The sequence below is a fragment of the Coleofasciculus sp. A1-SPW-01 genome (genome assembly GCF_040217205.1).
GTDB lineage: Bacteria > Cyanobacteriota > Cyanobacteriia > Cyanobacteriales > Coleofasciculaceae > Coleofasciculus > Coleofasciculus chthonoplastes_A.
Genome location: NZ_JAVJNP010000128.1, coordinates 42503 through 68328, shown reverse-complemented (window position 1 = coordinate 68328; position 25826 = coordinate 42503). Strand labels below are relative to the sequence as shown.

The window sequence follows — 25826 nt, the reverse complement described above, 5'->3', positions numbered from 1 at the left end:
GAAGCTGCGTCAAGTTCTTTCCGGGGTAATGCCCAGTTTAGGGCAAGCTGAATGGCAAGTACCGTGGTGGTTTGCTAATCCGACTGCACTGCAAAAAGCTTCCCTAGTGCTAAAGCTTAATCGAGTTCCAGGATGGGCTGAGTGGGTGCTACTCAATCGACCAAAAGCGCTGGTTCTTCACATCGTGCGGCATCCTGGAGGATTTCTCAACTCTGCTGTTAAACGATATCTATCGGCTCAAGATCCAGTGATGCTCAAGAGGAATAACGACGAACGCCTGAAGCAGATTATTGAGAGCGATTCTCGGTGGGCAGAACGCTTTGGAGATATAGCAGCGATGTCGATCGACGAGCTAGAGCTATGGTACTGGTGCTATGCTAATGAAGTCATTTACCTGGCAGGTCACGGACGTCCCAATTACGTGCATCTGATCTACGAGGACTTGGTTGCTGAACCCCTGCAATTCATGAAGAGTATCTATGAACAATGCAACTTGCCGTGGACTATAGAAATAGAGAAAGAAATATCTCAAACGGCTTCTCAGTCTCAGTCTATTGCAACAGCATGGCATAAAAAGTTAAAGCCAGAACAAGTAGAGTTAATCAGGCGGATTCTCAATAGCAGCTTTATGGCTCAATGGTGGGAAGACTAAAATTTACTGGCTTGATATGTTTTCAGGAGCCTATCCTAGTTGGTTTCGCCCACCTTGCTTAAGTACCTGTTGAAAAAACTCGTAATACATACGACCTATTTTTGACCAAGCAAAACGACGTTCAACCAATTCCTGTCGTGCTGCAATGTCTTCAGGTGAACCCCTCTGAAACGCCTCCCGAATACCCGCAATCACTTGGGCTTGATCAGTCGCATCAACTAGCACAGCCGTATCTTCCAACGTCCATCGCGTGACATTGCGGTCATGGGTGACAATGGGTAACCCAGTTGCCAACGCTTCGATATAAGCATTCGCCGAAGGTTCATCAAGACTCATGTGCAGAAACACATCCGCCGCCCGATACATATCCGGCATGCGATCGCGCGGCAGTTTTTGCCAATGGAACCGTCCCGCCATCCGTTCCTGTCCCACCCGATTTACCTTCTCTCGTTCTGGTCCATCGCCACAGACGACGAGGTGCAAGTCCTCAATCTTAGATACCGCCTCTATTCCCTCCACCACCCGCTTAGATCCAATTAAGGCACTCACCATCAGCACAATCGGCACATCCCTCGGTAACCCCAATGCCTCACGTTCCACCTGACCCGGTGAAAAACGTTCCGGATTCACCCCATTAGGAATTAAGGTACAAAACCACCGATCCTTATTTCGCTCAAAATACTCTGGATTCGTACAAACCAGTCCATCACAACCAAAGAAACGATACTCCCGTTGATTCGCATAAGCCGGATAATCACTGTTTTGGGTGACAAAGACATGAGCAGGTCTTTGTTTACCCCCCCTTGTTCGGAGAAACCAGTTGATAAACGGATAACTACAAGTTACCGTTAAATCAAAATCCCTGGGTTGATACTGACGTATCAATCCAGGTAAGAATGTGAATTCTTCGTAAACGTACTCATTCCGAAACACAGGCAGACTGATCCAGCCCTCGAAGCGTTCCCGGGGACTATTCTTGATCGAGACAAAATTGTAGGGTTCACTATCCCGCACCTCCCCCGACCCAAACAGCGTCACCCTAACCCCCTCAATTTGGGCGAGTTCCTGGGCAATGGATTCAAACGCCACCTCGGCACCACGCACAACCCGATGTAGCCCAGGCAGGACGATCGCGATACGCATTGAAGGGGAATGGATAGGGGAACTCAAGATTAGGTTCTCAGTGAAATTGAATCGTACACAACAGTATAATAGATTAGACTCATTCATCTCAATATCCCATTTCACCCAAACAGGAGTAAGCACCGATGCCTGACGACAAGCCAACCATCCTGGTGACAGGAGGGGGCGGATATATTGGCTCTCACACCGTTCGGCTATTAAAAGATGCAGGCTATGAGGTCGTCATCCTCGATAATCTGATCTACGGTCATCGAGATATTGTTGAAAACGTCTTACAGGTTGAGCTAATTGTCGGGGATATCAGCGATCGCGCTTTACTGGATCAACTCTTTGCCACGCACTCAATTACCGCTGTCATGCACTTTGCTGCCTATGCTTACGTGGGCGAGTCAGTTAAATCTCCGGCAAAGTATTACCGTAACAATGTGGCTGGCACGCTCACCCTCTTAGAGGCTATGCTAGCGGCATCAGTGAAAAACATCGTCTTTTCTTCCACCTGTGCCACTTATGGAGTACCCCAAGTCGTTCCCGTTCCTGAAGATCATCCTCAATCTCCGATTAATCCCTATGGCAAGAGTAAATTAATGGTCGAACAAATCTTAGCTGATTTTCAGACCGCCTACGGATTAAAGTATATCTGTTTCCGCTACTTCAATGCGGCTGGGGCTGATCCCGAAGCACGGATGGGAGAAGATCACACCCCAGAAACTCATCTGATTCCCTTGATATTGCTGACGACATTAGGTCAGCAAAAATATGTCTCTATTTTCGGGACAGATTATCCCACCCCGGATGGGACGTGTATTCGAGACTATATCCATGTCGTTGACTTAGCCAACGCCCACCTCTTGGGATTAGAATATCTCTTAGACACCGGAAAAAGCGACGTTTTTAACTTAGGCAATAGCAACGGCTTTTCGATTAAACAAGTGATTGAAGCAGTGCAAGAGGTGACCGGAAAATCGATTGAGATTCGCTATGGCGATCGCCGTCCGGGAGATGCACCCACTTTAGTGGGGAGTAGTGATAAAGCGATGAAGGTTTTGGGCTGGAAGCATCAATATCCAGAACTAAAAACCATAATCTCTCATGCTTGGAATTGGCATCAAAAACGCCAGGGTCAAAAATAATCCTGTCCAGGGGTTTTTTAGCCGTTAATCTTAATTTTTATATGCCATCGTTTAGCTAACTCTATGCTATCTGACAATTCACCGCCTTTACTAATATCAATCCTGAACTACCGTACACCCAAACTCGCCATTGATTGCTTAGGCTCTCTCGTCAGTGAAGTCCAAGCATTACCCGGTACGCGGGTTATCGTGGGGGATAATGACTCTGGCGATGGTTCTGTGGAACTGATTCGTGCGGCGATTGAAACCAACGGTTGGGGTGATTGGGCATCGGTTCTTCCCCTTGACCATAACGGAGGCTGCGCCTTTGGTAACAATGCGGCGATTCGTCAGGGCTTAGAATCCGATAATCCTCCAGATTACTTTCTTTTACTCAACCCCGATACTCTAGTTAAACCTGGTGCTTTACAGATACTAATCAAGTTCATGAACGAGCATCCGCAGATAGGACTGGCGGGTAGCGGTCAAGAACTCCCCGATGGTACACCTTTACTTTGTGCCTTTCGCTTTCACACCATCCTGAGTGAACTGGATCGAGGCTGGCGGTTAGGCATACTATCCAAAGTATTACATAAATGGATTGTCGCACCTCCTCTACCAGAAACGGCTACTCAAACGGATTGGGTAGGAGGAGCGAGTATCATGATCCGGCGCGAGGTGTTTGAACAGGTTGGTTTACTGGATGAAGGGTATTTCTTGTATTACGAAGAAGTAGACTTGTGCTTGCGGGCGCGAAGAGCGGGTTGGACGTGTTGGTATGTCCCTGAAAGTGTAATTATCCATATCGTGGGACAAAGTACGGGCGTAACAACTCCCACAGACACACCCAAGCGTCTTCCCCAGTATATGTTTGACTCCCGGCGACGCTATTTCCTGAAAAATCACGGTTGGCTGTATACGGCGCTAGCGGATATGGCTTGGTTGTCGGGATACGCAGTGTGGCGAGTGCGGCGTGTCTTGCAAGGAAAACCGGATCGAGATCCGCCTCAGTTACTCAGTGATTCGATTCAAAATAGCGTGTTTTTCAAAGCCAAGTTAGACCAAATTGCCAAATCTTGAGGGTTCGGTGCAAAAAATGTCAAGTTTAATCCCCAAAATTTACGATCGCCTGAAGTATCAGCTTTTGCATCTCAATGATTTGGACAGAGAACGAATTTTTGTGGTTGGGCTATCCCGAACCGGAACCACTTCAACCCATAAAGCGTTAGAAATGTTAGGCTACAAAAGCTTTCACATGCCGCCAATGTTTCACGTTTCTACCCAAGGAAAGCTAGAATTGGACTGGCAATGGTGGTTGAACAAATATGATGCCTTTAGTGATATTCCTGTTACCCGTTTTTTCGTTGAACTCGACCATAAATTTCCCCAAGCCAAATTTATTCAAACGGTTCGAGATAAAGATGCTTGGCTTGAATCGTGTCGCAAACACTTTTCGGTTCCTGCTTCAGGTTCTTGGCAAGTCTTGCGTCAAGAAATGTATGGAACTGATTTGTTTGAGGAAAATGCTTTTCTAGAAGCTTATGATTATCATCATAGCCGCATCCAGAACTATTTTGAAGGACGATCTGATTTCATGACCTTTAATGTTGGTGAGGGAGATGGATGGGACAAATTATGTTCATTCCTGGGCAAAGATATACCGAACAGTGATTTTCCAAAAGCCAATGTCAAAAATTATCCTTCACCAAAACAATAAACTTAGGTGTTGATGTTGCCTGCTACAGCTGTAATAATGTTAAGCTATATATGAGCAACTTGAATAGATTAAGTTTGATTAGCTATAAAACATGATGTAAACCAAGGAAGTCAACGTATGCTCTGCCACGAATACAAATTCATATTTGTTCATATTCCCAAAACCGGAGGTCAAAGTATAGACAATGTTTTTCTCCCTCTCGTAGGTTTGACGTGGGAAACACGGTTTCCGTTGCTTCTCGGACCTAATAGCGACCCGAATAAAGGACCAGAGAAATTTGGTCATCTTAAAGCATACGAATATGTTGCATGTGGACACATAACACAAGAACAATTTGATTCATACTTTAAGTTTTCTTTTGTCCGAAATCCTTGGGATAGAATAGTATCAATTTATAAGTATAGGGGATGGCCTAAAAAATGTAGCTTCAAAGAGTTTCTCTTTAAATACTTGATAGATCCTGATTTTCAAAAACAACAATGGTGGTTTATGAGACCACAGTACGATTTTTTGTTCAAAGATAACAATCAACTGGTGGATTATGTAGGTAGATTTGAAAATCTTCAGGCTGACTTTGATTATGTCTGTAGTAAACTTGATATTCCTCAAACTCCACTACCTCACATTAATAAATCTGGCACTAAATTTAAACTATCTCAAGTGTGGAGAATTAGAACTAACATTAGGCAAATGAAAAACAATTTTAACTACAAAAAAAACACTTTTAAGCACTATACCGAATACTACGACAGTGAGTCAAAAGAACTTATTGAAAAACTGTACCAGAAAGATATTGAGGCTTTTAATTACGAATTTGGCAAAGGAACTTCTCAACAATCCCCCCGGCAATAAATCAATTTCAACTTAGATAAGTAGGACGGCTGAGAAATCGCGGTAAGTTTTACGGTGAGGCAGTTTCGAGATTTGGTCTGCGGGGGAAACTATCGTTTTAATTTTCCCACGTAATTTAATTTGTTAGTTGACTAATTCTCATTTGGCAAATCAGTCAACGAGTATTTGGTATATATCTAAGTTTTCATCAATGCTTAAATCAGTTTCAAAGAATCGTCTGTTCCGCTCTATTTTTTCTTCTGACCAATCCCACCATTTAACTTCCAAAAGTTGTGCTATGATTTTATCACTAAATCTTTTCTTTATGACTTTGGCTGGATTGCCAACTGCTATAGAATAGGGGGGTATATTTTTTGTCACAACAGAACCTGCTCCTAATACGGCTCCATCACCGATATTGACACCAGAAAGTATAATAACATTATCTCCTATCCAGACACCGTTACCTATTATCACAGACCCTTTAATCGATGCAATATTTGGTAGATTATATTTTCTTTGGAATTCACCCTGTAAATTGATATATCCAGTGTAATGATTTCTTGTTCTAATTCTCAGATTATGCGCTATGGCACAATATTTTCCTATCTGGCAAGGGAATTCTTTAGTACTTGATATGAAAGCAGGTCCATTGATTTTTGTACCTGCACCAATAGTCGTAAATTCACTGATCCTTGAATCAGGATGGATATAAATGTCATTTTCTAGGAGATCAGCATCCTGGCTATTTCCCTTCACGGGGACACCAAATTTTTTTTTAAATATACGCTGCAGCATTTAAATTATCGTATATGACCTAAGTGTTTAAAACATCAATCAATCATTCATCTAATTCTAGAAGAGGGACTTGCAAAACAAGTTACCATGCGTCTAAAAGTTTATCTCTGTTGTTAAACAAAAAAGTTTGTATACTCGTTGTTCCAGTTTTGGGTATACCAATGTGCAAATAAACTGTAGTCATTTGAAGAACTCTCGACTTTTATAGATGTAGATCTTGTTGATTTTGAACACTTTCAACAGGACGCCTATCGATACGTCCTGATAGCCAAATACCCTTATAAAATATGGACAAAAGGTATAGGAACAATAAACTGAGACGTATAATTCCCCGCTTGACGCACCTTATTTACAATCTCATCGCGATAATTCCAGGCGGTTAACAGGAAATAATCCGGGGGATTCGCTTGCGATTCTTCCTCGGAAATCACTTTAACATTAGACTTAGGTAAATATTTCCCCTGTTTCATTGGTGTACTATCCACACAATATTTAATCTCTTTATCCGTTAATCCAATAAAATTCAACAACGTATTCCCCTTCGCCGTCGCCCCATAAGTATAAATCGTCCAGCCGCCATCTCTTAACCCCGTAATCAATCGACTTAACGTATCCTTAATTCTCCAGGTATTCTCGACAAAATGCTTAAAGGCTGAGGGTGTAAGTAAGAGATCCTCTTGAAGCGTATACTTCCCTACCGCAGAACTAATCTTATCCTCAGCGCTGACTTTCTTAGCGACAAAAACAATAGACCCCCCATGGATAGGCGACATAATAATATCCACCAAATGCATATTATGAATCGCCAGCAGCGCTTTCATCGAGCGGATGGAATAGTAGAACATGTGTTCATGATAAATCTGGTCAAACTCATTGTTCTCTATCGTGTTCAACAAATAGGCATTCTCAATTACAAACAAGCCAGAATCATCCAGTAAATGCGTTACCCCCTTAAGCATCCGATGGGGGTCACAATTATGGGCAAAGCAGTGACGCGCTAGAATAATATTCGGGTTGCCAAATTGGTCTTTCAGTTTGACCGATGATTCTTCGTTGAAAAAGTCACAAACCGTTTCAATCCCTTTCTGATTGGCAATTTCACTAATTTCTTGAGCTGGGTCAATACCAACGACTTTAGCCACGTTGGGTTTAATATGGTCTAAAAATAAACCAACATTACTACCAATCTCTAACACAAAGGAATTACTGGTTAAATAATTATTTTTGAATAAGAACGACTGCAGAAAATCATAATGGCGGGATAGCAATGTAGACGAAGGGGTCACATAAAAATAATCCTTATAGAGGGCTTCTTCATCCAAACAGTCTCGCAACTGGACATTGCCACAGTTATCACAAATCTCTAGAACCAGGGGATAAGAATCCTGAAACTGTTCTGGCGATTTCTTCAGAGAATTGGCGGGGGGTGAGGTTCCCAGATCCAGGAGTACCGATACATCGGCTGAACAAATCCGACAGGTCATAACCGTTAACGTTTGATGAGTGTACTGTACATTTTACTCGACTTGAGCAAGCTGCCGACACTATAATAGCCACAAGAGATTATGTTTGTCGCGATCGCACTCTCCCTAATTCCCAAAGTTCCAAACACAGCGAGGTTTCCGGGTCATGTTTACCAATCAGCCATGGCTTATTATCGTGGAAATAATCCTATTCGCGATCGCACTCTCCCTTCTTATCCCCATCGGGATGCTATTTATCGAGTGTTTCGCCGCCCTCTTCCCACCGCGTCAACAACCAGAAGCAGCCCCAGCCTCCCCTCCCCGCATAACTGTGTTAATTCCCGCCCACAACGAAGCCTCTGGAATTAGCACCACCCTAAAAACAATAGTACCCCAGCTAACCGACCAAGACAGACTGGTGGTTATTGCCGATAATTGTACCGATGAAACCGCCGCGATCGCACGTCAATTAGGCGCAACAGTAATCGAACGCCAGGATACAGAACGCCAAGGGAAAGGATATGCCTTGGACTACGGTATCAAGCACCTAGCCACAGATCCACCGGATATCGTGGTACTCGTAGATGCTGACTGTATCGTACATGAAAGCGCGATCGCGAAACTCGCTCAACGTGCCAACACATCCAAAAGACCTACCCAAGCCATTTACGTATTAGAACAACCCCCCAACCCTACACCCAAGGATACCATTTCCGCCCTATCGGTTCGGGTAAAAAACTTAGCTCGTCCCCGTGGATTAAATCGACTGGGATTCCCTTGCTTATTAATGGGAACAGGGATGGCGTTTCCTTGGTCAGTTATTAATCAAGCACCCCTAGCGAGTAATAATATAGTCGAGGATATGCAGCTTGGCATTGATTTAGCCATAGCCGGATATTCTCCCCTATTTTGTTTAGATGCTAGAGTCACCGGATGTCTCCCCCAGCAGCAGGAAGCCGCCAAAACCCAGCGCACCCGATGGGAACATGGTCATTTACAAACCTTACTTACCCAAGTCCCGCGACTCCTTACCCAGTCTGTGATTCAGCGACGGGTTGACTTATTCGCGATCGCCCTTGATTTAGTTGTACCACCCCTTTCCCTACTTGTCATGATTTGGGTAGCGGCTATGGGGGGAACGTTACTAGCGGCGGTTTTTGGAATAGCTTGGATACCAGCCATTTTTGTTGGGCTAGAAGGACTATTAATTTTACTATCAATTATTGGGGCATGGGCTAAGTTTTGCCGTGATGATATACCAGCACAGACGCTTTTAACTGTACCCTTTTATATTTTGTGGAAGATTCCCCTGTATTTCGCGTTTCTAGTCAAACCGGAGAATAAGTGGATTAGAACAGAACGAGATGCAGTGGATTTTCCAGAATCTTGATGGTTTCTCAATCTACCTGTGTAGAGACGTTGCATGCAACGTCTCTACATCTATTCCCAATTTAAATGCATGACAGCTTAGGAAGGATAAACCTGTAGTGCGAGCATCTTGCTCGCTTCTATTCCTTAGTAAAAATCAATGAATGTATCTTTAACTTCAGAACTAGAACAGTTTATTCAACGTCAGGTTGATACAGGAAAATACAATTCACCAGAGGAAGTAATTATTAGAGGTGTCCAGTTATTAGCAATGATGGAGCGTTTCTATCAAGGAAACGTTGAAGTCTTACAACCAACAAAACCCAAAACGGAATGGATGCCTGGTTTTTTTGAAGAAGTGATTGGAGGTTGGGTAGGAGAACCGCTAGTCCGCGAACCGTACATGTAGAGACGCGCCATGGCGCGTCTCTACAATGTGTGGGAAATTCTTCTAACTCAACGCTTCCAGATAATCCCGCACCCGATTCCGCCGCTTGGGTTGGCGCAACTTCTGCAACGCCTTCGCTTCAATTTGCCGTACCCGTTCGCGAGACAGTTCCAGCGCCCGCCCAATCTCAGCTAAGGAGTAGGGATGTCCATCGCCTAAACCAAACCGCATACAAATCACATCCCGTTCGCGACTGGTTAAATCAGCTAGGAGTTGGTGTAAATCCCGTTGTAAGGCTTCACGCATCAATACATCTTCTGGGGAGGTTTCCTCAGTTTCCAGTAAGTCACCCAGTTCTGTATCCTTCTCCTTGCCAACTTTAATCTCCAAGGAAACCGATCGCGGCACGCGCATTAGCACTTCCCGTACCTGGGGCGCATCCATTTCCAACTCTTTGGCGATATCCTCAATCGTGGCGGTGCGCCCTTGTTCCTGAGAAATCTTCCGCTGGGCTTTCTTAATCTTATTCAGCTTCTCGGTAATATGAACCGGTAAGCGAATCGTCCGGCTTTGAGTCGCGATCGCGCGGGTAATTCCCTGACGAATCCACCAATAGGCATAGGTACTAAACCGATACCCCTTCGTCGGATCAAATTTCTCAACTGCCCGTTCTAATCCCAAGGTTCCTTCTTGAATCAAATCCAGCAGTTCTAACCCGCGATTTTGATACTTTTTCGCCACCGACACCACCAGGCGCAGGTTGGCTTTAATCATGTGTTCCTTCGCCTGCAATCCTTCGGCTTGAACTTGTTCCAGTTCCTTAACCGTCAGTTCCGCTAACTCCGCCCAGCGCTGTTTCCCCTTGACTAGACTTGGCTTCAGGGTAGCCACATCCACCCCAGCAGTGGTCGCCCAGCGTTCTAAGGAGGGACGATGACCTAACTGAGAGGCTAAACGGTCATGGGTTTCGATTAAATGAACGAAATGCTCAATAACTGGCTCCTCTGGTGTGGCGAACTTAGCTCGCAAGTCCAATAATCGCATATAGCGCTGAACTTTTTGAGCTTCTGATACTTCTTCATCTCGTCTCAATAAACGAACCCGACCGATTTCTTGAAGATATAGCCGCACCAAATCTGTGGTACGGCGGTTGGCACTTTTAGCAAAGCTAGTCGTGTCGATATCCTCTTCTATATCTGGATCAACGAATTCATCCACAGAATTGTCTATATCGCCGTGGTTATCCTGCAAATCCAAGCTGTAGGTAGGTTGGTCGTGGTCGAATTCAGTGTCGGCAAAAGGAGTGGCTGGCATAGTGATCTCTTAGATTACGACCGATAACGACACTTGAGCGAAGTGTGTCATCACTTAATTACTAGAATTCCCACCCTTGATGACCGGATAACAGCGTTTTCCGTTTTTCTCACCGCGAAGGGTTACCTGTTTTCCAGGAAACCCTTACTGAGATTTACTGCTAACGCATCGCCCCAGTTTCCGTTTTTACAGAATTCTCCGCATTTTGGGCTTAAAATCTGTCTCAGGTTAGATGACTGGGCTTCTCCTCTAGCAGATAGTATACGCGATACCCTCTTGGGGAATGAGTGACCTTTGTCAAAGGCTGTATTAATCTACATCACCCATGGGACGGATTCCTGAAAGATTATTGAGATTTGTTTAGGAAACCGTTTGTTGACCGGGGTATCGCCTGCGAAACCTGAATGGAAAGCAGGGGTTCATACTGCTAATTCCATCTCTTTACTATTCCATTGTATAGAACAATGAATAGGTAGTAGGTAACAATTTACATTTACATTTTGAAGTCGGGTGTTGGGTGTTGGGTGTGGGGAGAAACCAAAGTCCTTGAAGTTCCCTCCCCTTGGCAAGGGGAGGGTTAGGGAGGGGTTAGATCAAGGTATCGCTTTTTTTGGGCTTAAGGTCAGTGCAGGGCGCACGTTGGTAAAGGGCGCACGTCAGTCATTGGTGTCAACTTAAGGCGAAAAGCACGACTGGCAAGCATTTCACCCTCATCCCCTAACCCCTTCTCCCATCAAGGGAGAAGGGGAACCATCACATAAAGACGCTTCCAAAGTATAGCGCTTCGCACTGGTCTAGTTACACTTTGTTTGCACGAACATCCCATCTGGACTCAGCTTCAGAGAAGGGAGTTGTAAATACACCAGCGCGACCTGCTATAACTCTGGAATACCGCTTGCTTCTTGCTCCCCTCTCCCCTGGTGGGAGAGGGGCTGGGGGAGAGGGGGTTGTGGCTTAAATTGATACAGATACATGTCAGTGCAGGGCGCACGTTGGTAAAGGGCGCACGTCGGTGCGCCCCTACGGAAGACCACTGATTTTCAACACGTCACTCAGAGTGGGACAGTACGTGGGTAAACCGAATGTATCGGGATTCACTGGGTTTTGATAACTAAAATGGCGATAATTGAGGCAAAATCGATCCCACGCCGCCATCTGAATCCGAAATAAGATAATTAATAGATTCGCTAGTCCAATCGATAAGGGGACGCGAACATAAATTTTTTTACCTAAATACGTACAGACTTCCTCTACCGCCTGGTTAACAGTGAGGCGCGGATTTCCTAAGACTAAACGATTGGTCGATAATACTTCACCCGTTTTAGTGGTCAATTCCTGACTTGGAGGATGATCAACCAGATATAGCACTACCTGGGCGATATCCTGGGCGTGCATAAAGTGGAAACTCCCATCGGCTTTGAACCAACGAATTAAGTCCATCCATTTGACTACATCCTTAATCCCTGATGAAATATGGGAGTAAGGTTTACGCTCATCTCCCCCCAATACCAACGTGGGAAACACTGTAGTAATTTTAGGCGCGATCGCGAGTTTTGAGAGTTGCTGTAAACAGTCGTATTTAGAACGGATATAATCGGTTCCCAGTTGACCGGCTTGCTTGAGTAACTGGTTTTGTTGATTGAGAATGCTAGCGGTGGAAAAGTAAATCACCTGTTCACAACGTTGAGTGTCCAGCAAATCCAGCAATCGCAGGGTTTTGACCACATTAATATCAAAAACTTCCTGGACTCCCCCCCAAGCTGTTGCTGCCAAAATTGCTACATCTACCGTTTTGAGCAAATCACCAAATTGATCAATCTGCCGTAAATCAGCTTGACAAATCGTAATCCCCGGACGAGCATGATAGTCAAATCCTAATTTATCGGGATTTCTGACCAATAAATACAACTCGTGATCTGTTTGTTGAATTAACGTTTCGGCGACATACTGACCGATGCAACCACTAGCACCAGTCATAAAGATTCGCTTGGGAACCATTTGATTTTAGATTTTTTGATAATCTGATCCTAACTCAACCGATATGACATTATGTAAATATTAGGCTTGTAGTAGGGACATTGGTCCCTAGATTCCGTTGAGTCACATCTGGGTGATGGACGAAACGACAATAGTGAAATCCTACCTCTACCTTTGGAAAGGGCGGGTTTTGAATAAACGTTATCATCAATAGTGACACGAAAACCCATAAACCCGCCCCTACAGACGCGCAATGTCCGACAGACGTAGGGGTTCTCGCCTTCGTGTCCAGATGTATAGGTTTTCTGTCAACATACCAGCACTAAGGCTTTACCCAATCCCCTGTTACCCAATCTCTTACGCATGAACAGTGAGCAATTGATCAACCTGTTTGGCTGTTTCAAAGAAGAACCTGACATTATCTTCTGGGGTTCCTGGTAAGACACCATGACCCAAATTAAAGATATGACCTCGGTTCCCCGCTTTACGAATCGTATCCAAAATGCGATCGCGGATAAAATCCTGTGACCCAAATAACACCCCTGGGTCCATGTTCCCCTGAACGTTCATTTTATAGCCTAACCGCTGTCGCGCTTCTGCCATATCCACCGTCCAGTCTACGCTGATAATATCTACGCCAGATTTACCCATGCGCTCTAAGATCCCTGCACTCCCACTGATATACAAAATCAGAGGCGTATCAGGATGGGTGGCTTTTACTTGCTCAACCACGCGCTGCTGATAGGGTAAGGCAAAGGTATCGTAGTCTTGAGGACTCAGTTGACCCGCCCAGGAATCGAACAATTGCACGACTTGGGCACCATTATCAATTTGATAGCGTACATAAACCGCGATCGCATCCGCTATTTTCCCCAGAAACTCGTGCAGCATGGCAGGTTGGGAAAATGCCATTCCTTTAATAATCGAGTAATTCTTGGAACTTTTCCCCTCAATCGCATAAGCGGCTAATGTCCAAGGCGCACCGACAAAGCCTAAGACAGCGGCTTCGTTCCCAACTTCCTGGCGCAGCGCTTGTAATATCTCCCCGACAAATGTTAATTTTTCTAACTCTAAGGGATGAAGCCCGTCAATTTGTGCTTGAGAGCGAATCGGCGGATCTATAATCGGACCTTTGCTTTCCACAATATCAAAGGGAATACCGACTCCGGGTAGAGGCGTGAGGATATCAGAAAATAGAATCACCCCATCTGGACGAAAAGCCTTCCAGGGTTGGAGAGAAATTTCAATAGCAATTTCGGGAATTTCGGAGCGTTCCCGGAAACTGGGATACTTATCGCGTAAATCCCGATAGGCTTTCATATATCGACCCGCCTGTCGCATCATCCACACAGGCGGACGTTCTAATTTTTCACCACGAGCGGCTCGTAATAAATAAGGAACCTGGGTTAACCCAGCCATACTAGACCTACCCTATACAAAGTTTTCAGCGCTCTGTTAGCTTACCATTGCGGGCTGACAATTATTTATGAAGTTTTCCAACATAAGGTTCCCTGATCCCCATCCAGTTCAACCCAGCGTCCCACAGGCAAAGCCGCGTTGACCCCATCGTGACCAAAGGGCAACTCGGAGACAATCGGGATATCAAGATCGGTTAAGCGATCGCGTAACACCTCTTCAACCGTCCAACTTGGCACATTCTGGGGAGGATGGCAGCGGCTAAACCGTCCCAAGGCAATACCTTTAACCTTTTGTAACATGCCACTCATCCGCCACTGGGTCAACAGGCGGTCAATTCGATAAGGCGCTTCTGTCACATCCTCTAACGCTAGAATTGCCCCATCTAGCGGGGGTAGAATCGGCGTACCCAGTAAATGAGTTGCCACAGTCAGATTCCCTGGCAAAAGCCACCCCCGAACCTTACCCCCGCCCCAACCCTTCCCGGTTAAAGGTGACAGAGGGCGTCCTTCTACACAGTCAAATAAGCGATTCAGCGACCATTCCGGTTCACTAGCTAATGTGGTTAAGACTGGAGCATGAACACTGCCAATGCCCACTCCAGCTAGACTCCACAGCAGACAGGTAATATCGGAAAACCCAATCAGCCATTTGGGACTATGGGATTTTGCCTCAAGACTTCTTTGATCAATTTGATTGACCTGTGTACCGCTGCGCCCCTGTTCCCCAAGCAGGGCGGGTTTAGTCAAGTTATCGGTTTCTGGTGTAGCGTTATCGGTCAAACCCGCCCCTACAACCTGGGGCGATATTACTGGGGAAGTCCACGTCCAGTTTTCCAGAAGACGGGCGCTACCATAGCCACCTCGAATACAAAGAATTCCCCGACAGTCTGGGTCATACCAAGCGGCGGCTAACTGCTGACGTCGTTGGTTATCTGTACCAGCAAGGTAGCCATCCCTAGCATCCCAATTGGTTGGTAATTCAACCCGATAGCCTCGGCGACGCCAAATTTCCACTCCCTGATAGAAGGCGTCAACCTCTCGTAACGCCCCACTCGGAGCAATCACCCGGAGTAAATTACCTGGTTGTAAAGGACTAAGTTGATTGATGTTCACCAAATTTACCTCACCTCACTGTAGAGACGTAGCATGCTATGTCTCTACATATCCCCATCTGCTAATACCCCCTAACTCAACCGCGCCGTGCATTCCAGAATAAACTTTTGATTAATTAAAGAATAGGGTTGAATCTCCAACGCCCTGCGAAAGGCTGTAATTGCCGCTTGATAATCTCCTAACGCCATATAACACAATCCCAAACCATGCAGCGCCCCAAAATGAATGGGATTAAGCCGGATAACCTGCTGACAATCGTCCCTTGACTTTTGATACTGTTTAAGTAGGTAGTAAAGAACGGCTCGTCGATTCCAAGCTTCGGCAAAATCAGGTTGCTCTCTAATAATCTGGGTCAGCAGAGCTTCAGCTTGGGCTGTTTCCCCACGTTCTAATAACATCTGTGTCCGCCCTAGCCGTTCCATGCCGGAGATGCCCTTTTGATAGAACCAGATACGCCAGAGTTCTTCTGTTGCCTGCTTGCGGACGTTTTCATCAGGGTTTTTTAGGTTCTCCAGTAAGGAATTGATGGATGATTCACTCATCTCTTGTCCTCTTAACTATTGTGTAACGGATTACTCAGATTTATCGCCACTCCCCTATTTTCCCGCCAAAATTTGAATAGAGTGCAGATTGCTGCGAGTAAAGATTCCATAAACTTTGCGGATGTACCAGTCTTATGACTGCATTTTGTAAAATGGGCAGACTGATACTGAGTTTCCTTACGTTGTTAATTTTCGGTGGAAACATAGCTAGGAGAGTCATTCCAGCTATTGCACCACTCCAGTAAGGATGTTGAACAAACTAAAATTCAAGCAGTCAGTCCAAATCTCCCACAAGGGAATGTGTCTCCGCCGCTAGGAGGTTATATGAGTCCTTCTGTGAATCGGTCTACCGACTCACCCCAGTCTTCTGGTGAAAATCTACCAGAAGCATCCAGTGTGCAACCGCCACACTCAGCCCCACCCAATGGCAATTCTGAAAACGTGACTAACTCATCTACTACAACGGATTCAACCGGAACAATGCCATCAGATGTCCAACGACAAAAACCCATTCCTCCGCCCAGTGAACCCATGCAGTACCGAGCAATCGGGCTGATTCGGGGAAAATATATGCCCTCTCAAGAGCAATTGACAAGGGGTACTCTACTGGCAGATGACGGTACCTTAATTGATGCCGTCTTACTGGGTCGGGTCATGAGTTTGGTGAAAAACCATCTCGATTTAGCTCTATCCCATCTTTGGGTCGTTTATCCTCGCACGAGACAACAAGACGGAAATTTGCACGTCCAAATTGTCGGTGTTTGGGAACCGGAAACACTCAATCAAGATCAAACGACGGCTTCAGAATCAACCGACTCGCCACCGGAAGAGTCAACCCCTGAGGCACAAACGTCTCCAGATCATCCTCAACCTGAACCAACTGAGCAATTACCAGAAGGTTACTTTTCAATTCGGGGTCAAGTCATTTACCAGTCGCGGGAGAATGAAGACGTTATTGTCAAAATCAAGCAGTCTCCCCGCAGAGAATCAGAGAAAACCAAATTTTTCAAGCTTCAGCTCAAGGGATTGCTGGGGGAAAAGGTGATTAATCACTTTTGGGATTTGCACGTCAAACTGCATACCAATACCCTGATGATTGAGGAAGGCAATGATATTGGTATTGTTCATGCACCCAAAAGGCGATCAAATAAGTTTCGTCCACGCAAAGGGTCAAGACCTAAAAAGAGTTTTCCCCGTCGTGGTTCGGGCGAAGATAGTTCGACAACAGGAAAAAGAACCTCACCCAAGCGTTCAGAACCCTTATCCAAACCAGTTCAACGTAAGGACAAGCCAGGTACAGATAATTCCTAAGAGGGATTCCTGATTAGGACGTGAGCCAGATTATGCCGCCCATCCTGCGCTTCACCGATGAGGTAGAAGTAGTAGTTAGGGGCGGCTATGAGGAAATTAACAATAAAGTGTTAATATAACAAAGGACAAATGACAGATGACAGATGACTGCTAATCCCACGACCTAAAGTTGTGGGATTAGTTTACAAAATAGCGAAGGTGAAAGCCCTCGTGATTTATCCGAGGGACGAAGCGCTCTCCGAAGTCTGAGGGCTCGCCGAACGTCCGAAGTCCGAGATCCGGGGGAGCGTCAATCTATACTCAGTTGAGAACCCCAGCGGTCTTGAGGCAGAAAGGAACGATCCATGGGAATGGATGCTACGGGTTCGGTAAGCGTAAACTCGCCCCTTTCAATCCATTGCTTTAATTCCAAAGCAACTTGCCGTGACCGAAATACACTTGCTAAAGGTGCTGTCCGCACAGAGTTGCCGTCAATAGTAATGCGCCCCTGCTTCAACTGGGCATAGCTGACTAATCCGAAGGTGGGGCGAACGCGACGGGGAATCGAGAAATCAACCACTGGGGCGACAATATCCTGATCCGATACAGCACAATGCTGAACCACCTCTTCACTCAAGACAGGTAAGGGTACACCAACGCCCAACATCAGAGACGGACCATAATTTTTAAAGTAGCAACCCCGTACCCACTTGGGATTCATCTGCTTGGCATCTCCAATTAACGCCAATGTAGCGGCTGGACCAATGGGGGTATGATTGGGAAGACGTTTCTGGAGGGGAAAATGTTGAGTTCCTTCCCAAGCGATGTACCCAATACCCCCACCCAAGAAAATTTGCGTACCAATCCCAATCAGCTTGAGTTCGGGATCGTTAAGTAGCGGGGAAATTGCTCCCGGATTGGAGTAGACTGCATTGCCTAATCTGGGCTGGAGCGGACCCAGATAAGTGTACAAGAGGCGATCGCCCCCATTGACGCCGACGATAAAATTTTGATAGAGATTGCGCGGATTGTAGAGATAGAACTGGTTAATCGTTTCGCGAGTAATCGTCGTATCACAAGAGGCTCTAGGATAACAGTCAGTCATCTGTCCAATCGCCCGCAATTGCACGGGTTTACCGGCAATCAAGTCTTCAATGACATGAGAACCACCCCGTTCTCTAGATTCCTCGATCTCTGGCAGGTCTCCCATATCGGTAGAGTCCACAACTTGAGTCGCGCCTAAATACAAATCCACCGCACCAAAGCCAGCATAAGCAGGTACACCATCTAACCAGCATTTACGAATCTTAATCGGGGGGTCTGTGTGACCTAAATTAATAATCGCGCCCGATGACTCCATTGGCTCAAATGTACCTGTGGTAATCACATCGACATTCTTAGCCGCCTGGGTGACACCGATATCGGCGACTCGCGCTTTTAATTCCTCGACCGTCCAGACGACTGCACGACGATGGTGAATTTTATCATTGATTTCAGCTAGGGTTCGCACGATAAAAAGTTGTTATTCGTCATTGGTCATGGTTCATTGTTGATTGTTCATGGTTCATTGGTAATCCTCTTCCCCAGCTTCCCCAGCTTCCCCAGCTCCCTCATCCCTTACCATATCAGCAGTGGGAGAAACAGCAAACGTTGTTGCCACAGGTTGAGCATCCTTGTGACTCGGATGACGCCATTCGTCAAGAATATCGTGGACGAGAACCTCCTTGAGCCAAACCTGAGCCACTACTGTTAGGGGAAGGGCTAATAATAATCCTATAAATCCAAAGAAGGTGACGAAAAATAACTGGGCGAGCAATGTTATAGCGGGTAGCAGGGATACCTGTTGCGCCATGACTAACGGTGTGAGTAAATTACTTTCAACCTGCTGAATCACAATATATAGAATCAATACAGCAATGGCTTTCCAGGGCGAATCTAGCAGCGCGATCGCAATAGGTGGGATCACACTCACGACGGGTCCAAGATTAGGAATAAATGTTAAAATCCCTGCCAACGTAGCTTGTGCCAGTGCTAGGGGAATTCCCAACAACAGTAAGCCGAAAAAACTTAACAACGAAATGACTGCCATATTAAATAGAATACCCGCCAGCCATCCCCGTAACGATTCATTACACCGCTGCAAAATTTCATCAACTCGACGCCGATAGAATGACGGAAAAAGGCGAATAAAGCTTTTTCGGTAAGGGTGAGGATCGGCAAGGAGCATCAGTGTTAATACCAGAACAAGCAAACTATTCAGGAGGACACCCAAAGCATTATTGAAAAACGTGAATCCGCCCCCTAATACCCGATTAATCAAGGGAGGAAGCTGTTGTAGTAATTGGTTAATATCTGGGATATACTGATCAAGTAATCCCGATGAAATATCTGCTTCTAAAGCTTCTATCCACTCGCTTAATTGTTCTATACCCTGAGGAACCAACTCACTCAGTTGTAAAAATTGTTCGGCAAAAGGAGGGACAATTAGGAAGTAAAATCCGACCAAAATGCACAGGAGGAGAAAAAGCGAAAGCAGAACCGCAAAAAAACGCTGCATTCCAGATCGCTGGAATCGTTCTACCAGAATATTTAAGGCATTAGATATCACAATTGCGGCAAATATAAGCATGATAATCTGCCTAATTTGCCACAAAACAAATAGTGAAATGATAAAAACCAGTATGCCAATCCATTTACCCAGACTCATTGCCCAACCTCCAAGCTATTCTGATTTAATCATGCTTGAAAATGGGAAAGCTAAGTATCTGGACACAAATTTTAAATTTTGTTACCTGAGTTAAGAATTGTAAAATTTTACGAGTCTCTTGTTCCTGTTCCCCGTCCCCTTGTCCTCACGCTTAACTTCAATTGTGTCCGACTTCCTATTGGCTATTAATTTGGTCAAACCCGCCCTTATCTCCCCCATCTGTGCCTATCTCCCCCATTTTCCCTGATCGAACTAATCTGCCTGATCTGGCCCATCTCTCTTATCATCAATACAGACTGAAACAAAAAAACAACTTTTGCCATGATGCACTAGAACACAAATTCTATAGTGTAATGTAATACAAATGTCTGTAAAGTACTTTTTTCTATCCGATGGCTGGACTGTGGGACGAGTTTGGGAGTTTGGAGGACTTTGGAATGTCAATGCTTGGCGACGGGAACCCGAAATCATCCGCCTCAACCTTTGCATCTTGGAACAGGGGGAAAAGTTATGGCTATATCGGGTTGAGGATGCGGTATTGATGGTAGAAGTTAAACCGACACCGGATGCTTCACCCCAATCCGCCAAAACTATTGGTCAAGTTGTCCTCAAACGCTTGATGAGTGCAGAACAAGTGGTTGAGCGATTGACCACAGCGCCGAGTGTTTTGAATCTCTCCTCAGAAACTAGCGATGGGTGATCAGCGATTGGGTAGAGACGTAGCATGCTACGTCTCTACGTTGGGTCAAAACGTCCCCTGTGCTTGCAATCGTTTCTAACAAAAGTTACACTTCTTTAAAGTCAAGACTAACCCGCCTAGCTGTTTGAAACATGAAGGATAACCGGAAAAGGTCATCAGTTCACGCTTTTAGGCGGGTAAGATCAATTTCTAACATCTTTAGCAAAAGAAGCGTCAAAGTAGAAACTCTATCTCTAGGAGGAGCGTAGTCGATGGGACTACCGTGGTATCGAGTACATACAGTCGTCCTGAATGATCCAGGGCGTCTGATTGCTGTGCATTTGATGCACACTGCCCTTGTGGCAGGCTGGGCTGGTTCGATGGCTTTATACGAACTAGCCACATTTGATCCGAGTGATCCAGTCCTCAACCCCATGTGGCGTCAAGGAATGTTCGTGATGCCGTTCATGGCGCGTTTAGGGGTCACTGAATCCTGGCGGGGTTGGAGTATTAGTGGCGAAACAGCGACAGATGTCGGCTTTTGGTCATTTGAAGGCGTCGCCGCTGCTCACATTGTTCTGGCAGGTCTGTTGTTCTTAGCCGCCTGCTGGCACTGGGTTTACTGGGACTTAGAACTGTTTAGAGATCCTCGCACGGGTGAACCGGCGCTGGATTTGCCAAAAATGTTTGGCATTCACCTGTTCTTGTCTGGTCTTCTCTGCTTTGGCTTTGGGGCGTTTCACCAGACTGGACTGTTTGGTCCGGGAATGTGGGTATCTGATCCCTATGGTCTAACGGGTAGCGTTCAACCTGTAGCCCCAGCCTGGGGACCAGAAGGATTTAACCCCTTTAACCCAGGCGGTATCGTGGCTCATCATATCGCTGCGGGGATTGTCGGAATTATTGCTGGGTTATTTCACTTGACGGTTCGACCCCCAGAGCGACTGTTTAAAGCGTTGCGGATGGGGAATATCGAAACCGTTCTCTCTAGCAGTATTGCCGCTGTATTCTTTGCGGCGTTCGTGGTGGCGGGTACGATGTGGTATGGTTCTGCGGCTACGCCGATTGAACTGTTTGGTCCAACCCGGTATCAATGGGATCAAGGCTATTTCCATGAAGAAATTGATCGCCGTGTGGAAATGGCGATGGCAGACGGAGCCAGCCCCTCAGAGGCGTGGAATCAGATTCCGGAGAAGCTGGCGTTCTACGACTATATTGGCAACTCTCCGGCTAAGGGCGGTTTGTTCCGCACTGGTCCGATGGACAAGGGTGATGGTATTGCCGAAGCTTGGTTAGGTCATCCGGTATTTACTGATGGCGAAGGTCGGGAATTGACGGTGCGCCGTATGCCGAACTTCTTTGAAACCTTCCCGGTTGTCTTAACCGATGCCAATGGTGTGGTGCGGGCGGATATCCCCTTCCGACGGGCTGAATCGAAATATAGCTTTGAGCAAACTGGTGTTACCGCGACATTCTACGGCGGTCTTTTGGATGGTCAAACCATTGAAGATCCCGCTACTGTTAAGCAGTATGCCCGTAAAGCTCAACTGGGTGAACCGTTTGAATTTGATCGGGAAACCTTAAACTCCGACGGGGTATTCCGTACCAGTCCACGGGGTTGGTTTACATTCGGTCATGCCGTATTTGCGCTGTTGTTCTTCTTTGGTCATATCTGGCATGGTTCCCGGACTCTGTTTCGAGATGTATTTGCTGGGGTTGATCCTGACCTAGACGAACAAGTCGAATTCGGTCTGTTCCAGAAAGTGGGTGATAAGACCACTCGGAAAAAAGAAGCGGTCTAAATATTGCAGTAGAGACGTGCCATGGCGCGTCTCTACCCTAATCATGGAGGGCAAGAGAAAAATTAATTTTTCTTTTGCCTGTTTCGCTATTGTGGTTGACTGAGCAAGGTAAACTGGTAGTACAGCAGATAATTGGGTAAGTTGTGACATGGAAAGCCTCATTTATATCTTTGTTTTGATTGGCGCTCTAGGCGTTCTGTTTTTTGCGATCGCGTTCCGGGAACCACCTCGGATTGAAAAGTAGATCCCTGTGGCGCTGTCTTCTCTCCTGGAGAGCGCCATCGTCTCCCTGATGATTATGATTGATCGTGAATTTGATCAGCTCTCTAGGATACCCTGAGCCTACAGGAGTCTATCTGATTACTTTTGCCGACAGGGATTCGAGCAGGAGAACATTAGATAGACTCGTATCGGCTCAATTTTCTGTATTTAACCAGTCGGAAAAGACTTGCTATTATGCGATGCCCCTATTGTCAGCACACCGACAGCCGCGTTTTGGAGTCCCGTTCAACAGAAGCAGGACAAAGTGTTCGGCGTCGTCGGGAGTGTTTGCTTTGTAAACATCGCTTCACGACTTATGAGCGGATTGAATTTGTGCCGATTACTATCCTGAAGCGGGATGGTAAGCGAGAATCCTTCGACCGTTCTAAGTTATTACGGGGAATGGTACGGGCTTGTGAGAAAACAGGAGTTTCCCAACGACGCCTAGAAGCGATAGTCGATGAAATTGAAGCTGAAGTTCAGCAGCACTATGGGCGGGAGGTTACCAGTGATGAAGTCGGTGAGCTAGTCCTACGCTACCTGCAACATGAGAGTGAAGTGGCGTATGTCCGCTTTGCTTCAGTTTATCGGAAGTTTCAGGGCATTCGCGATTTTATCGAAACCTTAGAGCATCTCAGAAATAATACTGAACTCGATAATCCAGAGATATCCCCGATACCACCAGCTATCCCCAACGAGTCGGATGATTCGGAGACATCAGCCTCCCTGGTTATTCCCGCGTCAGAGGAGCAACAGGTTTTACGGTAAGAGGCGCTGAACCCTGATTACACAGCAGTTTTATCATTTCACGCTCCAGTCTATCTGATTTGATAAAGTTTTGTTTACTTCTCGATCTCAACAGGGCAATCCAGATTGAGTTATAATTACCTGTCTGGACTTTATTAAATCTTTTAAAATAAGGTTAGGTTGAGACAAAGCAATGTAGGTGTAGGTGGCACAATACCGACGTGCGAGTACATCGACAGGAGGCATAGTCATTACGGAGATTAAACAAGGAAACACAACGCGCATGCTCAGTCAGAACACAAATACAATAGATATTGGCTTCACTCACGACGATTTTGCCGCCCTCCTGGACAAATATGATTATCACTTTAGCCCGGGTGATATTGTCGCAGGTACAGTATTCAGTCTGGAGCCAAGAGGCGCTCTGATTGACATTGGTGCTAAAACCGCCGCTTATATTCCCATACAGGAGATGTCAATTAATCGGGTTGACGCTCCCGAAGAAGTATTGCAGTCAAATGAAACGCGAGAATTTTTCATTTTGACTGACGAGAATGAAGATGGACAGCTTACCCTTTCCATTCGCCGTATTGAGTATATGCGGGCTTGGGAGCGGGTGCGCCAGCTTCAAACTGAAGACGCAACCGTTCGTTCTTTGGTTTTTGCCACAAACCGAGGTGGGGCGCTGGTTCGCATTGAAGGGCTACGGGGCTTTATTCCCGGTTCCCACATTAGCACTCGCAAACCGAAAGAAGATTTAGTCGGCGAAGAATTGCCATTGAAATTCTTAGAGGTAGACGAAGACCGAAACCGCCTGGTTCTCTCTCACCGTCGCGCTTTGGTTGAGCGCAAGATGAACCGCTTAGAAGTGGGTGAAGTGGTCGTTGGTTCGGTACGGGGTATTAAGCCTTACGGTGCGTTCATTGATATTGGTGGTGTGAGCGGATTGCTACACATTTCAGAAATTTCTCATGATCATATTGACACGCCTCATAGTGTGTTTAATGTCAATGATGAATTGAAAGTGATGATCATTGACTTGGATGCCGAACGCGGTCGGATTTCGCTGTCAACGAAGCAGTTGGAACCTGAACCGGGAGATATGATCAACAATCGGGATCAAGTCTACGATAAGGCAGAAGAAATGGCTCAGAAGTATCGGGAGAAGATGCTGGCACAACAGGAAGGCGTTAATCCTGAATCTCAAGAAGAGGCGATTGAAGAAGAAGAGTTTGTGTCAGCGACGGAAGAGTAATTCCGGTGTCAGGACAGGTTTATACATCCAATAATTTTTTGGGCAAAAATTTTTTGGGTTTGAACAGAGGGTAAATCCCTCTTTTTTTTTAATTAAAGATAGTTTTGTAGAACTTCAACCGTTTTCTGTCCAGTTTTTGCCCACCTGAATTGACGGGCACGTTGAAGTCCGAGGGTGCTAAGGCGCGATCGCAATTGGCTGTCGGTGGCGATAGTGTGCATCGCGGCGGCGAGTTCTGAGGTGTTGTAAGGGTTCACTAGGATAGCTGCATCACCAGCGACTTCTGGGAGGGCGGAGAGGTTGGAGGTGATTACCGGAGTCCCACACGCCATGGCTTCCAGAACCGGGAGTCCAAAGCCTTCCCAGAGACTGGGGAAAATAAGTGCGATCGCGTTATTTAGAAGTATGGGTAGTTGGTTGTAGGGAACATAGTCGAGGAATTTGACTTGATGGCTTAAACCCAGTTGTTGGGCTTGGGATTGAAGTTTAGGGGTGTATCGTTTGTCACTTGACCCAGCAAGCCACAGTTCATAGTCGCTGCAGTTGGGAAGTGTGGCAAAGGCGTTGATCAGTCGGTGCAGGTTTTTATAGGGGTCATGGCGTCCGATGTAGAGGAAGTAGGGATTATGAGTCGCTTCATTGGGATTTTTGGGAAACGCAGAGGGGCGCAGAGGGTAGCGCAGAGGGGCGCAGAGGGGGCGAAAGTGGTTGGTGTCGTAAGCGAGGGGAATGGGTGTGATTTTGGTAGCGGGGATGGGGTAAAAGTCGGTAATGTCTCTGGCGGTGGCGGTGGAGTTACAGAGGATATGTTGGGCTTGGGTGAGAATTTGGGGGATGTAGTAACGGAAGTAGGGGGTGAGGGGGGAGTTAGCTTTGGGAAAGCGGAGTGGGATCAGATCATGAACCATTACGACATAGCGGCAATTGCTAGAAAGAGGCGCTTCGGGGATGGGAGAAAAGAGGAGAGAGGCGTTTAAGGTGTGGTAGAGGCGGGGAAGTTGAAATTGAGTCCATAACAGGCGACGGAAGTGACCCTTTGTTCCTTGGGCTGGGCTGAGATTGGCGGGAACAGGGTAGCTGTGAAAGTCAGAGGCTAGGGGGAAGTGGTTTGACGCGACGGGTGAAATGAGGAGGGTGGGAGTCAGGGGTTTTAAGTAGGGGAATAGGTTGGCTGCATAGGTGGCGATACCAGTGGGTTGGGAAAATAGAATGGAGAGGTTGATTAGTAGGGGGGAAGACAAGGTTAAAGAGT

24 protein-coding genes are annotated in these 25826 nt (G+C 46.1%); 13 read left to right on the top strand and 11 right to left on the bottom strand.

The annotated features are described in order from the left end of the window. Positions 1-28 precede the first annotated feature (28 nt). Positions 29-652: a sulfotransferase gene (locus tag RH949_RS19655; RefSeq protein WP_446355501.1), complete on the top strand. Its 624-nt coding sequence runs from the start codon at positions 29-31 to the stop codon at positions 650-652. Positions 653-682: 30 nt separating this feature from the next. Here the strand turns inward: RH949_RS19655 and RH949_RS19650 are convergent, their stop codons facing one another. Further along, positions 683-1822 carry a glycosyltransferase family 4 protein gene (locus RH949_RS19650; RefSeq protein ID WP_446355499.1) on the bottom strand — a complete coding sequence of 380 codons (1140 nt, stop codon included), beginning with the start codon at positions 1820-1822 and terminating at the stop codon, positions 683-685. A 98-nt stretch (positions 1823-1920) separates the two neighbouring features. Here RH949_RS19650 and galE point away from each other — a divergent pair, with 98 nt between their 5' ends. From galE to RH949_RS19630, 4 genes are all read left to right on the top strand, one after another. Further along, positions 1921-2925 carry a UDP-glucose 4-epimerase GalE gene (gene galE / locus RH949_RS19645; RefSeq protein ID WP_446355497.1) on the top strand — a complete coding sequence of 335 codons (1005 nt, stop codon included), beginning with the start codon at positions 1921-1923 and terminating at the stop codon, positions 2923-2925. Positions 2926-2988: 63 nt separating this feature from the next. After that, a complete protein-coding gene (locus tag RH949_RS19640) occupies positions 2989-3984 on the top strand; it encodes a glycosyltransferase family 2 protein (protein WP_446355495.1) in 996 nt (331 codons plus the stop codon). Between the two features lie 16 nt (positions 3985-4000). Next, on the top strand, positions 4001-4621 hold the full coding sequence (locus RH949_RS19635) for a sulfotransferase family protein (RefSeq protein WP_446355493.1): 621 nt from the start codon (positions 4001-4003) through the stop codon (positions 4619-4621). Between the two features lie 117 nt (positions 4622-4738). After that, entirely contained in the window at positions 4739-5473 is a 735-nt protein-coding gene (locus RH949_RS19630) for a sulfotransferase family 2 domain-containing protein (protein ID WP_446355491.1), read from the top strand. 150 nt (positions 5474-5623) lie between these two features. On the opposite strand, the gene RH949_RS19625 is transcribed toward RH949_RS19630, so the two are convergent. Both RH949_RS19625 and RH949_RS19620 read right to left on the bottom strand, forming a co-directional pair. After that, on the bottom strand, positions 5624-6250 hold the full coding sequence (locus RH949_RS19625) for a CatB-related O-acetyltransferase (protein ID WP_446355488.1): 627 nt from the start codon (positions 6248-6250) through the stop codon (positions 5624-5626). A gap of 278 nt (positions 6251-6528) precedes the next feature. After that, entirely contained in the window at positions 6529-7734 is a 1206-nt protein-coding gene (locus RH949_RS19620) for a class I SAM-dependent methyltransferase (protein ID WP_446355485.1), read from the bottom strand. 145 nt (positions 7735-7879) lie between these two features. Between RH949_RS19620 and RH949_RS19615 the strand changes: the two genes are divergently transcribed. Further along, on the top strand, positions 7880-9103 hold the full coding sequence (locus RH949_RS19615; protein WP_446355483.1) for a glycosyltransferase family 2 protein: 1224 nt from the start codon (positions 7880-7882) through the stop codon (positions 9101-9103). A 138-nt stretch (positions 9104-9241) separates the two neighbouring features. Next, positions 9242-9490: a hypothetical protein gene (locus RH949_RS19610; RefSeq protein WP_446355481.1), complete on the top strand. Its 249-nt coding sequence runs from the start codon at positions 9242-9244 to the stop codon at positions 9488-9490. Positions 9491-9532: 42 nt separating this feature from the next. Here RH949_RS19610 and sigC read toward each other — a convergent pair whose 3' ends face one another. The 5 genes from sigC to RH949_RS19585 all read right to left on the bottom strand — a co-directional run bounded on the left by sigC (position 9533) and on the right by RH949_RS19585 (position 15833). Beyond that, on the bottom strand, positions 9533-10783 hold the full coding sequence (gene sigC / locus RH949_RS19605) for an RNA polymerase sigma factor SigC (RefSeq protein ID WP_446355479.1): 1251 nt from the start codon (positions 10781-10783) through the stop codon (positions 9533-9535). Between the two features lie 1020 nt (positions 10784-11803). Then, a complete protein-coding gene (locus RH949_RS19600; protein WP_446355477.1) occupies positions 11804-12781 on the bottom strand; it encodes an NAD-dependent epimerase/dehydratase family protein in 978 nt (325 codons plus the stop codon). A 336-nt stretch (positions 12782-13117) separates the two neighbouring features. Beyond that, positions 13118-14179, bottom strand: coding sequence for a uroporphyrinogen decarboxylase (gene hemE / locus RH949_RS19595; protein WP_006105115.1), 1062 nt, complete (start codon positions 14177-14179; stop codon positions 13118-13120). Positions 14180-14244: 65 nt separating this feature from the next. Beyond that, positions 14245-15291 (bottom strand): S66 peptidase family protein, encoded by a 1047-nt coding sequence (locus RH949_RS19590; RefSeq protein ID WP_446355474.1) that lies wholly within the window; start codon positions 15289-15291, stop codon positions 14245-14247. Between the two features lie 71 nt (positions 15292-15362). Next, positions 15363-15833, bottom strand: a complete 471-nt coding sequence (locus tag RH949_RS19585) for a tetratricopeptide repeat protein (RefSeq protein ID WP_446355472.1) — start codon at positions 15831-15833, stop codon at positions 15363-15365. A gap of 324 nt (positions 15834-16157) precedes the next feature. On the opposite strand from RH949_RS19585, the gene RH949_RS19580 reads away from it, so the two are divergent. Further along, complete coding sequence (locus RH949_RS19580) at positions 16158-17144, top strand: hypothetical protein (protein WP_006105037.1); 987 nt, start codon at positions 16158-16160, stop codon at positions 17142-17144. Positions 17145-17433: 289 nt separating this feature from the next. Here RH949_RS19580 and RH949_RS19575 read toward each other — a convergent pair whose 3' ends face one another. Together RH949_RS19575 and RH949_RS19570 are read right to left on the bottom strand one after the other, a co-directional pair. Next, entirely contained in the window at positions 17434-18633 is a 1200-nt protein-coding gene (locus RH949_RS19575) for a homocysteine biosynthesis protein (RefSeq protein ID WP_446355470.1), read from the bottom strand. A 54-nt stretch (positions 18634-18687) separates the two neighbouring features. Next, positions 18688-19830, bottom strand: coding sequence for an AI-2E family transporter (locus RH949_RS19570; protein ID WP_044210413.1), 1143 nt, complete (start codon positions 19828-19830; stop codon positions 18688-18690). Between the two features lie 364 nt (positions 19831-20194). Here RH949_RS19570 and RH949_RS19565 point away from each other — a divergent pair, with 364 nt between their 5' ends. The 5 genes from RH949_RS19565 (at position 20195) to RH949_RS19545 (ending at position 24574) form a co-directional block, all read left to right on the top strand. After that, on the top strand, positions 20195-20530 hold the full coding sequence (locus RH949_RS19565) for a hypothetical protein (RefSeq protein ID WP_044210415.1): 336 nt from the start codon (positions 20195-20197) through the stop codon (positions 20528-20530). Positions 20531-20781: 251 nt separating this feature from the next. Next, positions 20782-22311: a photosystem II chlorophyll-binding protein CP47 gene (gene psbB, locus RH949_RS19560; protein ID WP_446355467.1), complete on the top strand. Its 1530-nt coding sequence runs from the start codon at positions 20782-20784 to the stop codon at positions 22309-22311. A 148-nt stretch (positions 22312-22459) separates the two neighbouring features. Then, complete coding sequence (locus RH949_RS19555) at positions 22460-22555, top strand: photosystem II reaction center protein T (RefSeq protein WP_063712032.1); 96 nt, start codon at positions 22460-22462, stop codon at positions 22553-22555. A 212-nt stretch (positions 22556-22767) separates the two neighbouring features. Beyond that, complete coding sequence (gene nrdR / locus RH949_RS19550) at positions 22768-23340, top strand: transcriptional regulator NrdR (RefSeq protein ID WP_446355465.1); 573 nt, start codon at positions 22768-22770, stop codon at positions 23338-23340. 262 nt (positions 23341-23602) lie between these two features. Next, positions 23603-24574: a 30S ribosomal protein S1 gene (locus tag RH949_RS19545; protein ID WP_006104517.1), complete on the top strand. Its 972-nt coding sequence runs from the start codon at positions 23603-23605 to the stop codon at positions 24572-24574. Positions 24575-24666: 92 nt separating this feature from the next. Here the strand turns inward: RH949_RS19545 and RH949_RS19540 are convergent, their stop codons facing one another. Beyond that, entirely contained in the window at positions 24667-25815 is a 1149-nt protein-coding gene (locus tag RH949_RS19540; protein ID WP_446355463.1) for a glycosyltransferase family 4 protein, read from the bottom strand. Between the last annotated feature and the right edge of the window lie 11 nt (positions 25816-25826).